Origin of the sequence: Acinetobacter sp. CIP-A165 (assembly GCF_000367985.1) — a bacterium.
In the GTDB taxonomy this organism is placed as follows: domain Bacteria; phylum Pseudomonadota; class Gammaproteobacteria; order Pseudomonadales; family Moraxellaceae; genus Acinetobacter.
The window spans coordinates 1,361,078-1,375,132 of record NZ_KB849202.1 but is presented as its reverse complement, the minus strand read 5'-3'; the positions used below and the strand labels follow the sequence as shown (position 1 = coordinate 1,375,132).

General features: G+C 41.0%; 10 protein-coding genes and 2 pseudogenes. 10 read left to right on the top strand and 2 right to left on the bottom strand.

Translation table 11 applies throughout. The annotated features are described in order from the left end of the window. Window positions 1–8 precede the first annotated feature (8 nt). From F991_RS12025 to F991_RS12005, 4 genes and pseudogenes are all read left to right on the top strand, one after another. On the top strand, window positions 9–1,610 hold the full coding sequence (locus F991_RS12025) for a 5-oxoprolinase subunit B/C family protein (protein ID WP_004671694.1): 1,602 nt from the start codon (window positions 9–11) through the stop codon (window positions 1,608–1,610). Continuing rightward, a pseudogene (locus tag F991_RS12020) lies at window positions 1,586–2,221 on the top strand (biotin carboxylase N-terminal domain-containing protein); the annotation flags it as partial. The gene F991_RS12025 and the pseudogene F991_RS12020, both read left to right, overlap by 25 nt. A gap of 72 nt (window positions 2,222–2,293) precedes the next feature. Further along, window positions 2,294–3,453, top strand: a protein-coding gene (locus tag F991_RS12010) for an IS3 family transposase (RefSeq protein WP_155757150.1) whose coding sequence is annotated in 2 segments (ribosomal slippage) — window positions 2,294–2,528 and window positions 2,528–3,453 — 1,161 coding nt in all. Because the reading frame shifts where the segments join, the coding sequence is not laid out codon by codon here. 5 nt (window positions 3,454–3,458) lie between these two features. Continuing rightward, window positions 3,459–3,683, top strand: a pseudogene (locus tag F991_RS12005) (OsmC family protein); the annotation flags it as partial. Window positions 3,684–3,743: 60 nt separating this feature from the next. On the opposite strand, the gene F991_RS12000 reads toward F991_RS12005, so the two are convergent. Then, window positions 3,744–4,544, bottom strand: coding sequence for a M23 family metallopeptidase (locus F991_RS12000; protein ID WP_004671684.1), 801 nt, complete (start codon window positions 4,542–4,544; stop codon window positions 3,744–3,746). Window positions 4,545–4,808: 264 nt separating this feature from the next. Between F991_RS12000 and clpB the strand changes: the two genes are divergently transcribed. Together clpB and F991_RS11990 are read left to right on the top strand one after the other, a co-directional pair. After that, window positions 4,809–7,388 carry an ATP-dependent chaperone ClpB gene (gene clpB / locus F991_RS11995; RefSeq protein WP_004671682.1) on the top strand — a complete coding sequence of 860 codons (2,580 nt, stop codon included), beginning with the start codon at window positions 4,809–4,811 and terminating at the stop codon, window positions 7,386–7,388. 167 nt (window positions 7,389–7,555) lie between these two features. Beyond that, on the top strand, window positions 7,556–7,987 hold the full coding sequence (locus F991_RS11990) for a hypothetical protein (protein WP_004671680.1): 432 nt from the start codon (window positions 7,556–7,558) through the stop codon (window positions 7,985–7,987). 13 nt (window positions 7,988–8,000) lie between these two features. On the opposite strand, the gene rlmKL is transcribed toward F991_RS11990, so the two are convergent. Further along, entirely contained in the window at window positions 8,001–10,205 is a 2,205-nt protein-coding gene (gene rlmKL, locus F991_RS11985) for a bifunctional 23S rRNA (guanine(2069)-N(7))-methyltransferase RlmK/23S rRNA (guanine(2445)-N(2))-methyltransferase RlmL (protein WP_004671679.1), read from the bottom strand. A gap of 277 nt (window positions 10,206–10,482) precedes the next feature. On the opposite strand from rlmKL, the gene F991_RS11980 reads away from it, so the two are divergent. From F991_RS11980 to F991_RS11965, 4 genes are all read left to right on the top strand, one after another. Next, entirely contained in the window at window positions 10,483–10,857 is a 375-nt protein-coding gene (locus F991_RS11980) for a hypothetical protein (protein WP_004671677.1), read from the top strand. Between the two features lie 120 nt (window positions 10,858–10,977). Further along, window positions 10,978–11,994, top strand: a complete 1,017-nt coding sequence (locus F991_RS11975; RefSeq protein WP_004671676.1) for an aspartate carbamoyltransferase catalytic subunit — start codon at window positions 10,978–10,980, stop codon at window positions 11,992–11,994. A gap of 12 nt (window positions 11,995–12,006) precedes the next feature. Next, window positions 12,007–13,239 (top strand): dihydroorotase, encoded by a 1,233-nt coding sequence (locus tag F991_RS11970; protein WP_004671674.1) that lies wholly within the window; start codon window positions 12,007–12,009, stop codon window positions 13,237–13,239. 203 nt (window positions 13,240–13,442) lie between these two features. Then, window positions 13,443–14,012, top strand: coding sequence for a hypothetical protein (locus F991_RS11965; RefSeq protein WP_004671673.1), 570 nt, complete (start codon window positions 13,443–13,445; stop codon window positions 14,010–14,012). The last annotated feature ends 43 nt before the right edge of the window (window positions 14,013–14,055 follow it).

Genomic DNA, 14,055 nt, shown 5'->3' with positions numbered 1-14,055 from the left:
GTGATGAAATGAGATTTTTATCGGTTAATTTGAATTGCTTTTTGATTGAGTTGTCCAGTTTAGAGGAAACCGTTGCGCTTTATCATTGTTTAAAGCGTACAGCACATCCTGATATTCAGGAGCTTATACCTGCTGCACGTACTATATTGGTTTATTTTGATCCTATCTTTATTGATGAAAAGAATCTGATTCAGTGGATTTCAGCTCAAAAATTAGAACAAAATCTTCTGAATATGGGTAAAGAAGTCGTCATCAATGTCTGCTATGACGGTGCGGATCTTGCGCATGTCGCTGAATATTTGGGTATCGAGGTGGATGAGGTTATCCATAAACATACGCATAGTCGTTGGCAAGTTGCCTTTATTGGTTTTGCTCCTGGTTTTGCTTATTTGATCAGTCCAGATCATCCTTTTGGAAGCATTCCACGTTTAGTCTCACCACGCAAAAAAATAGCATCAGGTTCTGTAGGATTGGCAGGCGAATATAGTGGTATTTATCCGAAAGAGAGTCCTGGCGGATGGCAATTAATAGGGCGTACAGATCAAACGGTGTGGGATGTCTACCGAGAGCAAGCTGCTTTACTATTGCCAAGTGATCAGGTGGTTTTTAAAGATATAAGCAAGCATCCGACTCAAGTTACGGTTCCTTGCACTAAACTTTTTCCAAGACAAAGACTGGAAAATCCGATCGTATTCACTGTGTTAAATGTTGGTTTGCAAGTATTAATACAAGATGAGGGACGTAAAAATGTCGCTCAACTAGGCGTTGGACAGGCAGGTGCGATGGATCGGAGCGCATTTCACTGCGCCAATGCATGTGTGGGTAATCCTAAAAATGCTGCTGCACTAGAAATATATAATGGTGGTTTACGCTTAAAAGTGATGAAAGAGACTGTTATTGCAGTAACGGGAGCTGAAACGGAGCTATGGGTGACATACGCGAACGGCTATACAGTCAAGCAACCATTATATCAACCGATTGCATTGGATCAGGGCGATGAAATTTATCTGACCAAAGCTCAGGCTGGGATCCGTAACTATGTGGCAGTTCGTGGTGGTATAGCCGTCGAACAGGTATTAAATAGTGCCAGTTATGACAGTTTGGCTGAACTAGGAACAGTGCCCCTAAAGGTTGGAGATGAGATACGATCAGCACACTTGAAAACAGAATGTGTCGATTTAGATCAATCGGCAAATGCTTTACCCAAAGTGGGAGATCAGATTGTAGTTGATATTGTGTTGGGGCCTCGAATGGATTGGTTTACGCCAGAAAGTATGGATTTACTGCTTGCTCAATCTTGGTTGGTGACTGCGGACAGTAATCGTATAGGATTAAGGCTCGTTGGCGATAAGCCCTTACAACGTCAGATCAAGCAGGAATTGCCGAGTGAAGGATGTTGCACTGGTGCGATACAAATTCCACCAAATGGGCAGCCCGTTTTGTTTATGAATGATCATCCGATTACTGGAGGTTATCCAGTCATTGCGGCTGTAGCACCATATCATCTTGATTTGATCGCTCAAGTTGCAGCAGGATGTTATATCCAGTTTCGCAAAATATCTGACTTTATGGATATCAAAAAAAAATGTATAAGCAACATAAGCTGTTGATCGCCAATCGTGGTGAAATTGCTGTTCGTGTTATTCAAGCATGTAAAGATTTAGGTATTCATACTGTGGCGGTTTATGCCGACGATGACATGGGAAGCTTATATGTAACACTGGCAGATGAGGCTTGGGCTTTATCTGGTCAAACCGCGAAAGAGAGCTATCTCGATATTGATAAAGTTTTGAATATTGCCAAGCAAAGCCAAGCGACTATGATTCATCCAGGTTATGGCTTTCTGTCTGAACGTGCTGATTTTGCACAAGCTGTTATAGATGCAGGGTTGATTTGGATCGGACCAACTCCTCAAAGCATGATTAGACTAGGCGATAAAATCGAAGCGCGTAAGCTTGCACAAGCTGTTGGAGCACCGTTGGTTCATGGTACTGAACAGCCACTTCGTTCTGCCAATGAAGCGGTGACATTTGCACAAACATACGGATTGCCTATTGCGATTAAGGCTGCATATGGCGGTGGTGGACGTGGTTTAAAAGTGGTTAGGCAGCTAGATGAAGTCGCCGACTCTTATTCTTCGGCAGTGCGAGAAGCGCAAGCGGCTTTTGGTCGAGGAGAATGTTTTGTTGAACAGTATCTGGATAGGCCCAGACATCTGGATGATCCTAGACAAAATAATGGACAGCACGTCCCTCTAAAGATAACGTAACTTTAATCTTTGGAGATTCAAGAAATGGCTAAACGTTTTAGTCCTGAATTTAAACAGCAAGCGATTGATTATGCACTTTCAAACTCACACGAGTCTGTAGCTGCAATCGCCCAGAAATTAGGTGTGGGTTATTCAACATTAGATAAATGGATTCGTGAAACCAATCCGGCAGGTTCAAGCAAACGTCAACTTTCACCAGAACAACAGCGGATCTTGGAATTAGAGAAAGAAGTCAAACAGCTCAGGGAAGCCAATGACATCTTAAAAAAAGCGCATGTGTACTTTCTGACAGATCATGCCAAGAAAAGTACACGGTAATTCAAGATCTGGATGTGAATGAAGTCAATGTATCTTCTGCCTGTAAATGCCTGGGTGTCAGCACTTCAGGCTATTATGCCTGGCGAAAACGCCAGGCCAATCCAGCGCAGAAATATAATGATTTAAAAGCCGTATATTGGCAGCATCATGCACGATTGGGTGCACCTTCATTGGTACATGACATGCATGATTTAGGTTACAGCATGAGCGAACGAACCGTTGGAAGAATGCTTAAAAAGCTTGGTTTACGTAGCAGGATTGCACGTAAATACAAGCATACGACTGATTCAAACCATCGTTTGCCTACAGCGCCTAACTTGTTGGATCGTCAATTTACGGTCAATGAACCCAATAAGATCTGGACAACGGATATTACCTATATCCGTACTAAGCAAGGTTGGCTGTATTTATGTGTGATGCTAGATTTATTTAGCCGTCGTATCGTGGGGTGGCAAACCAGCCATCGAATAGACCGCCAGTTGGTGTGTGATACGTTTAACTATGCAATGGCTCGTCAGGGTTATCCAACTGGTGTTATGGTACATTCAGACCAAGGTTCACAGTACTGTAGTCGTGATTTTAGAGCGCTGTTACTGACAAATGATTGTACTCAGAGTATGTCTAGACGTGGAAACTGTTGGGATAATGCAGTGACTGAAAGCTTCTTTCATACATTAAAAGGTCATGTGGTACATGGCAGTGTGTTTTCGACTCGAAAAGAAGCGAATGCTGTCTTGTTTGACTATATTGAAATTTATTACAATCGGATCAGAAGACATTCTGCAAACGGCTGGTTAAGTCCAGAAGCCTTTGAACAGAAATATATTAAAAGTTTAGAGGGGCTGGTTGTCCACGATACTGTCTAGGATCAGTGACGGATGTCGTGTGTGAGTTAAAAGCTGAGAGAGCGAACACGATTCCAGCAGTCTTTACTAAAATCCATTTGCATTTCATTGTGACAGGTAATGCTGTAAAAGCCAAACAAGTTGAAAAAGCCGTGGAGCTTTCAGCAGAAAAATACTGTTCAGCCAGTAAAATGCTATCTGATGGTGGAGTTGAGATTACCCACGATTTTGAAATTATTGAAGCTGCATAAAGTTTTATTTTTAAGTTTTTCTAAAAAGTGATCTATTTTTATAGATCACTTTTTTTATTTTTATTTAAGAAATAATTGTGGGTCTACGCGTGCATTATTTAGACTCATTCCCCAATGTAAATGTGCACCTGTTACACGTCCTGTTTTCCCAACTAGACCGAGTAATTCACCTTGACGAATGGTTTGACCTTTTTCCACATCGATTTTACTGAGATGGCAGAACATACTAATGAGTCCCTGACCATGATCAATCAGTACGGTATTGCCATTAAAAAAATAATTGCCAGTTTGCACAACGATACCATCGGCAGGAGCAACAACTTTTTGTCCGACGGGAGCAGGGATATCTAAGCCCGAGTGTGGTGCACGCTCTTCACCATTGAAAAACCGTTTTCGTCCGAATGAGTTACTAAACTTACCTGTGGTAGGGACGATAAATTTGGGAAAGCTTCGCCATGTGCTTTGACTAAATGAGCTATAAACCGCATTTTGTTCTTTGGCTTCGCGCGCATAGCGTTCTAATTGGCTTGGATTTGGATTGACATGATCTTGATTTTTGACGGTTAAACGTTGTTCCGCGTATTTGTATGGCTTAATGTCAATTTGAATTGGCGAGTTATTGGTATTTAAGGTCAAAGTACCAACCTGTGCAGAAAGCGGAATCCCAAAAATAGCATAGTGTTGGCCATTTTCTTGGCTGATCAACACAGGTTTTTGTTCATAATAAACTTGCGTGGTGTTTGCTGTTAGTGGAATAACTGCGATTCCGCCCGCCCGTCTTGAATCTTGTGGAAGTTGAGCGAAGGCAAAGTGAATTGGGAGTAGGCAAGCGGCTGCAAGGTAGATTTTTTTTAGAGACATAATGAACATTTTAATGAAAGTAAAAGACTTAAGCTAAAACGTTAGCCGCAAAATCACAATAAGGATTTTGTGTGAATCAGTACTGACAGAAAAAGGATACAAAACAGACTTGAAAAAGAATACCAACACACCCATATTATCACTGAGTTTTATGTTTTTTGTTATTTTTAAAACATTGAAAAATATATAATTTTTTATTTGAAATTTAAAAAAGCGTTCCCATCTAAGTGATAAGTTAAAAAATTGTTGTGAGGAATAACAAGAATGCGTTTTGAAAAATTTACAAACCGCTTACAGCAAGCACTCTCAGATGCACAATCATTGGCCATGGGTAAAGACCATACAGCAATCGCTGGGATCCATATCCTAACGACTTTACTCGAAGAGCCAGCCAATTTGAGTTTGTTGCAACAAGCGGGTGCTCGTTTACCTGAGTTAAAGCAAAAGCTTGAGCAAGCAATACAAAATGCCCCGACTTTGGCAAATCCTACAGGTGATCTTAATCTCAACCCTGAAGCGGTAAAAGCGCTGAATTTGGCTGACCGCTATGCGCAAAAGGCAGGTGATGAATTTTTATCAACGGATTGGGTGCTGTTGGGTTTAGCAGAAACAGGCGAAACCAAAACCATTTTAAATAGTGTTGGTGTAACTCCAGAAAGTTTACGTAAAGTTATTGAAAATATTCGAGGAAGTGACAAGGTCATGAGTAATAATCACGAAGATCAACGTGACTCACTAAATAAATATACCATTGATTTAAATGAGCGTGCGTTAGCTGGAAAGTTAGACCCAGTGATTGGTCGTGATGATGAAATTCGCCGTACCATTCAAGTATTGTCACGTCGTACCAAAAACAATCCTGTACTCATCGGTGAGCCTGGTGTGGGTAAAACAGCCATTGTTGAAGGTTTGGCACAACGTATCGTCAATGGCGAAGTCCCTGAAAGTTTAAAGAATAAGCGTGTGCTTTCTTTGGACTTGGGGTCATTGCTTGCGGGTGCAAAATATCGTGGTGAATTTGAGGAACGTCTCAAAGCTGTACTCAAAGACCTTGCCAAGCATGACGGTGAAATTATTTTATTCATCGACGAATTGCATACCTTGGTTGGTGCAGGTAAAGGCGATGGTGCAATGGATGCGGGGAATATGTTGAAACCTGCCTTGGCACGTGGTGAATTACGTTGTGTTGGTGCGACCACTTTAGATGAATATCGTCAATTCATTGAAAAAGATGCTGCGCTGGAACGTCGTTTCCAAAAAGTGCTGGTTGATGAACCGAGTGTTGAAGATACCATTGCGATTTTACGTGGTTTGAAAGAGAAGTATGCCACCCATCACGGTGTGCAGATTTTAGACTCGGCGATTATTGCAGCCGCGAAAATGTCACATCGTTATATTACAGATCGTCAGTTGCCCGATAAAGCGATTGATTTGATTGATGAGGCTGCTTCACGGATCAAAATGGAGATCGACTCCAAACCTGAAGCTTTAGATAAACTTGATCGTCGTTTGATTCAATTGAAAATGCAATTGGAAGCAGTGAAAAAAGATCAAGATGCGGGAAGTAAAGCTGAAGTGAATCATCTTGAGCAGCAAATCGCTGAAAAGCAGAAAGAGTACAATGATCTAGAAGAGATTTGGAAAGCTGAAAAAACACTGGTTGAAGGTGATAAAAAAGCGCAGGTCGAATTAGATCAAGCTCGAATGGCGTTGGAAAAAGCCAAACGTGAAGGCGATTTGGCAGAAGCTGCACGTTTGCAATATGGTGTGATTCCAGAGTTACAGAAACGTTTGGAGCAAGCTGAAGTTGCTGAGGAAACCGAAGAACCGAAGTTGATTCGTACCAAAGTGACAGAAAATGAAATTGCTGAAGTCGTGAGTGCTGCAACGGGGATTCCTGTCTCCAAAATGTTGCAAGGTGAACGTGAAAAACTACTGAATATGGAATCATTCTTACATAATCGTGTGGTTGGTCAAGATGAAGCGGTAGTGGCTGTATCCAATGCTGTTCGTCGTTCGCGTGCAGGGCTGTCTGATCCGAATCGTCCAAGTGGTTCGTTCTTGTTCCTTGGACCGACAGGTGTCGGTAAAACTGAGTTGACCAAAGCATTGGCAAACTTCTTGTTCGATAGTGATGATGCCATGATTCGTATTGATATGAGTGAATTCATGGAAAAACATTCAGTCAGTCGTTTAGTCGGTGCACCTCCGGGCTATGTCGGTTATGAAGAAGGTGGTGTGTTAACAGAAGCAGTGCGTCGTAAACCATATAGCGTGGTGTTATTTGACGAGGTTGAAAAAGCACATCCAGATGTTTTCAATATCTTATTGCAAGTCTTGGATGATGGCCGTTTAACTGACTCACAAGGTCGAGTCATCGATTTTAAAAATACGGTGATCGTAATGACCTCGAACTTAGGCTCGCAGGATGTACGCGAACTGGGTGAGGGAGCAACTGACGATGAGCTGCGTGCTGTGGTGATGAGTGCAGTGAGTCAGCATTTCCGCCCAGAGTTTATTAACCGTATTGATGAATTGGTGATTTTCCATTCACTACAAAAATCGCAGATTCGTGGTATTGCAGATATTCAATTGGATCGCTTACGTTCACGCTTGAGTGATCGTGATATGGATTTAACTGTAGATGATACTGCTTTTGATCTGTTGATCGATGCTGGATTTGACCCAATCTATGGCGCACGTCCATTGAAACGAGCGATCCAGCAACAAGTGGAAAATAGTTTGGCTCAGAAAATTTTATCAGGTGAGTTCCAAGCAGGAGATAACATTTTGATCAAAGCTGAAAATGATCATCTTGTCTTTGATAAAATGAAATTGAGTTAAGTTAAAATTTTACAAATCAGTTAAAAGATGGTGATGAAAATCACCATCTTTTTTTGTTTTGGTGCAACTTATCTGATTTTTTAAGGAATGTTTACAATAACATTGCGACTTGATGAAAAACTTGCTAGTTTCAAAGTAAATAAGAAAAAGATTCAGGATGAATTGCAATGGAAAATAAGCGACATCATTACGCAAGTCTCTGTGTAATTTTGTGCATGATGGGTCTACCTTCAATCGGGTGGGCTGCTCAACCGATGTCAGAGGGAACGCTCGCACTGCAAACAGGGTTAGCAAATAATACTTTGCCGAATATTATTATCAAAGCCGAACAAGATGCGATGAAACCTGAGCAAGAACGTTGGAGAGTTCAACGTGCCTTAAGTGATCGCTATTTGCGTGAAGTCAGGATTAGTACATTACTCGATAGTGTGCTATCGCCGCATGAAGAGCAAAAGAAAACCAAAGTCACTGATCCGCGAGAGAAAAAAGATGCGAGCATAAAGCCGCATACACAACCCTCTGATCGTTTTGTGGTGTATGAGTTTGATTCCAATGATAATGTTCATGGAACCGTCACCATTCATGTCAAAGAACAGTGACGGTAAGTATTATTTATACTGCAGGATGTTTGATTTTCCATGCGCGATGGATTTTCTGATTGCGTTTGAAATCTAAGCCGATAGTTTCAGATGTGATTTCTTCAATGTCATACATCGCCTCGATTTCTTCATCCAGTTCAAAACCACGATAGTTGTTAGAAAAATACAAAGTACCTTCAGTGGTTAGGCGGTTCATGGCACGCTTTAACAGCGAGAGATGATCGCGTTGTACATCAAATGTACCGTAAAACTTTTTCGAGTTAGAGAAGGTCGGTGGATCAATAAAGATCAAATCGTATTGTTCATGACCTTCTTTTAACCACTCAAAGCAATCGCTGGAAAAGAACATGTGCTGTTCATCTGCATGATCAACCGTTAAACCATTCAATACAAAGTTTTCTTTAGACCAGTTGAGGTAAGTATTAGATAAATCAACACTGGTGGTACTTGCCGCGCCGCCTAGAGCCGCATGTAAGCTTGCTGTTGAGGTGTAGCTATACAGGTTTAGGAAGTGTTTACCACGTGCTTCTTTGGCAATTCTTAAACGCATTTGACGATGATCTAAGAACAAGCCTGTATCCAAATAATCGGTCAGATTCACCAAAATTCGTGCATTACCTTCTTGTACGATAAAACGTTTAGACGCGGTACTTTGCTTGCTGTATTGGGTCGTTCCAGCTTGTCTTGCACGTGTTTTGATGAAAATGGCATCACGATTGAGTCCTGTTACAGCGCGAATGGCTGCAAGCCCAAGATTAAAACGTTTTTTGGCTTTTTCAGGGTCGATGGTTTTAGGTGGTGCATATTCTTGTACATGCAATCTATCACCATACAAATCAACGGCAATATTAAAATCTGGTAGATCAGCATCATAAAGACGCAAGCAATAGATATTTTCTTTGACAGCCCATTTTTTCAATGCTTGCATATTTTTTTGCAAACGATTGGTAAAGTCTTCGGCACCTTCAATCTTTTCAAATTGTAGCGGTTGCCAATTTGCTAAAAATGGTTGTGCAACGCTTGCTGGTTTGATCATACCAAAACGAATGTAAATCGGCAGCTTACCGTTCATCAAACGTAAAGTTTGCGGATCATTGATAGCAAGTACATCTGCTTGTTCGATTTGTGCCGCAATCACTGCAGCAGGCTGATTTGGGAAATTCTTTTGTAATAATCCAGATAAGCCTAAGTAGAATGAACGGCTAGAAGCTTTATCACCTAAGCGCTCACCATAAGGCGGATTTGTGACGATAAAGGCTTTCTTACCTTCAGCATGAAAATCATCCCAATCGGCTAAAGTACGTTCTTCGATTTGAATTTGATCAAGGACACTTTCAAAGCCTGCGGCAATGATATTTAGACGTGTCGCTTTGACTGCTTCCCAGTCTGCATCATAAGCATAGAGTTTTGGCAGTGGATGTGCCAAAGCCTTTTCATGGCGTTCAGTTGCTTCGTTTTTGATCGACATCCACAGTTCACGATCATGTCCATGCCAGCCATTAAAACCGAAACGACGAACCAAACCTGGTGCACGATCCGTTAAAATCATCAATGATTCAATAATAAATGTCCCTGAACCACACATGGGGTCAAGAATGATATCGGGTTGATATTGTAATAATTGTGCTTTTTGTAAAATCGCTGCTGCTAAGTTTTCTTTGATCGGTGCATCAGTCATAAAGTGACGATAGCCACGTTTGTGCAAAGAATCGCCCGATAAATCGAGGCAGAAGGTATGTTCAGTTTTCCCTGCTAAAACATAAAGCGTAATTTCAGGCTGCTTAATGTCAATACTTGGGCGTTTCCCGACGGCTTCCATAAAGGAATCCACCACGCCATCTTTCACACGTAAAGTCGCAAATTGGGTATTGACCTTGATATCTCGTTCAACATGCAGACGCACCGCGAAGGTACTTTGTGGTGCAAAAATTAAAGACCAATCGAAGCTAATCGCACCTTCAAAGAGTTCTTCTGCCACATCGCGCGCATCGTGAGTAAATTCAAGCTCATGTTTATGAATCGGTAACAATACACGAGAGGCTAGGCGAGACCACATGCAAATACGATAAGCCTGCTCGAGCGTACCTTGGAAAATTAAACGTCCAGCAAAACGTTGGATGTCTTGAACACCTAAACTTTCCAGTTCTTGTTGAAGTAGGGTTTCAAGTCCATCCGCACAGGTTACCCAGTAGCTTGTAAGACGTTGTGTTGAATTCATTCAAATTTCCAAAAGCGATTTTAGCAATCGCATATTTTAACTGATTTTTATCGGTTCTGTCGGTGCATATTTGTGTGATTGTCAGCTTTATCATCGATTAAAAGCTATTTTTTGAATTTGGCCTCGCGAGGATGCTTTAGGCGATCGATTTCATATTTATACAATATTTTAATTGTTGGTACATATTTTGCTAATTAATTTGAAGATCATCAGCGACTTATTTTTCTGAAAGCTGATGAAATTTAAGTAGTTTAATAGGGAACTTGTGGGGGGATCTATGAAAGAGAATGTAAATAATGACGTGTTGGTCAATGCTGAAGCTTTTACGATTGCAACTCAAATGTATGTTCGTTTGAGACGTGTATCGAGTCGCGTGATAGATGTGATGTATCTGGTCAGCAACAAAGCATATGCCAAACATATTGTTGATATCGCTTTGGCAACTCAAGATGCTGAATTGGAGCGCTATGTTGCTCGGTTAAGTCCACTCATAGATTTATATCCTGAACCAAAAGCAGTTGTGATTGCAGAGCAGAAAGGTAGGTTGGAAAATGAGTGGGTTGATGCATCGGACGTCTATTCTAATGAAGTAACTGCTGAGGAAATTTATCAGGCTCAGGTTTCACATCACTATATTGGTGCATTGAGATAGATAGAATTTATCGCAACTCCCTAATTAATGGCAACATAAGGGTGAAAAGTTGTTCTGCTAAAACCCAAGAATTGGGCTACACTATGCAAGTTTTGGTGATTCGACCCATAGGAATCCTTTATGCATATTGCAGCCCTGCATCAACCAAGTCAGGTTCAATTGAATCAACAAGGAAATTTAAAGCACTTTTTAACCATTGAGGGTCTTTCCAAGGAAAGCCTGACCAAAATTCTAGATACAGCGCAAAGCTTTTTAGATGACAATAATAATTTGATCAACCGTCCGCTATTAGAAGGGCTGACGGTGATGAATCTTTTCTTTGAAAATTCGACTCGTACGCGTACCACTTTTGAAGCCGCAGCAAAACGTTTGTCTGCCAATGTTTTGAATATTGATATTGCACGTTCAAGCACCTCAAAAGGTGAAACTCTTCGTGACACGCTTTGGAACTTAGAAGCGATGGCTGCGGACATTTTTGTGGTACGTCATTCGTCTTCGGGTGCGGCGCATTTTATTGCCAAAGATGTTTGCCCAAATGTTGCCATCATCAATGCAGGTGATGGTCGTCATGCACACCCAACTCAAGCGATGTTGGATATGTTAACCATTCGCCGTGAGACTAAAAAGCCTTTTGATCAGTTGAGTGTGGCGATTATTGGTGATATTAAGCATTCTCGTGTGGCACGTTCTAATGTTGCAGCATTGCAAACTTTAGGGTGTAAAGATATTCGTGTAATTGCACCGAATACATTATTGCCTGTCGCTTTTAACGAATATGGTGAACATGTACGTTTATTTAACCAAATGAATGCAGGTGTTACCGATTGTGATGTGATCATCGCATTGCGTATTCAAAATGAACGTATTGATTCACCAGCGCTAGCTTCGCAATCTGAATTTTACAAAATGTACGGTCTAAATAAAGAACGCCTTGCTTTGGCCAAACCCGATTGTATCGTGATGCATCCGGGGCCTATGAATCGAGGTGTTGAAATTGATTCTAGCGTTGCTGATGGTGATCAATCCGTGATCCTGAAACAAGTGACCAATGGTATTGCGGTTCGTATGGCGGTGCTTGCACTAGCGATGCAAGGGCAGTTACAAGAACAAGGTTTGATTGAAGCGATTTCACTGTAAGGGATAGATCACATGAGTATTGTAAAAATTGAAAATGTCCGTGTGCTCGATCCAATTCAAAAAACTGATCAAGTCAAAACGGTTTATATCGAAAACGGTAAATTGGTTGATGCGGTTGAACAGGTCGATGAAACAATCAATGGTCAAGGTAAATGGCTGATGCCGACCATGGTGGATCTATGCGCCCGTCTACGTGAACCGGGGCAACAACAACACGGAACATTAAAGTCCGAGGGGAAAGCCGCACGTGCCAATGGTATTTTGCATGTCATTACACCACCAGATTCAAAACCGATCGTGCAAGATAACGGTGCTTTGATTCATGGCTTAATTGAAAAAGCACAACTAGATGGCGGTATTTATTTACAAATCATTGGCGCACAAACCCAAGGTCTAAATGGCAAACAGCCTGCCAATATGGCTGGGTTAAAAAAGGGCGGTTGTACAGCTGTTTCTAATGCCAATGCTGCCTTTGAAAATGATGATGTGGTTATTCGTACATTAGAATATGCGGCAGGTTTAGGGTTAACCGTTGTCTTTTACGCTGAAGAGCCTCAAATCGCCAAAGATGGTTGTGTTCACGAAGGGTTTATTGCATCGCGTCAAGGGTTGCCAATGATTCCTGCAATCGCAGAAACAGTTGCTATCGCCAAATATCTTTTAATGATCGAAGCAACAGGGGTAAAAGCACATTTTGGTCTATTGTCTTGTGGCGCATCTGTTGAATTGATTCGCGCAGCAAAAGCCAAAGGCTTACCTGTGACGGCTGATGTTGCCATGCATCAATTGCATTTAACTGAACAACTGATTGATGGTTTTAACTCACTGGCGCATGTACGTCCACCTTTGCGCTCTGAACAAGATAAGTTGTTATTGCGTCAAGCGGTTAAAGAAGGGGTGATTGATGCGATTTGTACTCATCACGAACCATTAAGTAGCTCGGCGAAAATAGCACCGTTTGAGGAAACTCAATCAGGTATTACTGCTTTCGATACCTATGTTGGATTGGGTGTGCAACTTATTCAAGAAGGTGTATTTGAGCCTTTGGAATGGGTAGAAAAAGTCACTTCGATTCCTGCACAAGTTGCCAATATAACAGGCCGTTGGCAGCAAGAAGCAGGGTGGGTGTTGGTCGATCCTGAGTTACAGTGGACTGTTTCTAAGGATACGATTCTCTCGCAAGGGAAAAACACTCCATTACTTGGACAGCAGTTGACAGGTAAAGTTGTCACTACATTTGCATAAGCATAAGTCATCCTGAGCAGGGTAAGCCTTTTAGTGGGCTTGCTCTGCTGTCTAAGAATTGATGTATATATATTGTATTTAAATTTTTAAAAATAGATAAAAAACATAAAAACTATATTAAAGTAACCAGATGAAATGAGATTTGTTTTGCATAAAATTATAAAAAAGAGATGTAAATCATTTGAATTGTTGGAGCTAATACAATGCCTATAAATCCAATGGAGTTACTTAAACAGAAAGTTTCATCGGTGATTGTGAATGATCAAACCTGCTTGGTAAATGAAAAAAATGATGTTTTATCAAGATTTTACCCAATTCTTTTGTCTCGATTTTTGCTTAAACCAGAACTTGTTGATCAACTAAAAGAACAACTTACCCCTTCAGTTTTTGATCTATTTGAAAAAAATGACCAAGTAAAAAATGCACTACTTTTACGATTAGCTGCAGGCAGAGTTCCTGCGAGTGAAGTTGAAAAAACTTTAAATAGGGCCATTCCTAAAAGTCTAGCAGTACTTTCAAATGAGGTAGGCAATGATACGATGAGTATTATTTACTATCTTAGAGAGCACAAGGAATCAATTTATGCACTATTGCCCAACTGGATCAATGAAGTTTTATCCTTGGATCAGCCTGCGGTAAAAGCTCGTTTAGCACCTCCTATTTTATCCCTACCTGTTGTGCCTCAAGAGACCAAGCCGCACAAAGCTTTTCCATTTTTTGCCTTAATATTTGCTAGTTTTTCATTATTATGGCTCTATCAGATAAGTAAATAGCCATCATTGAGATTGTGGATTGATTTACGTATTTTTTATTGGC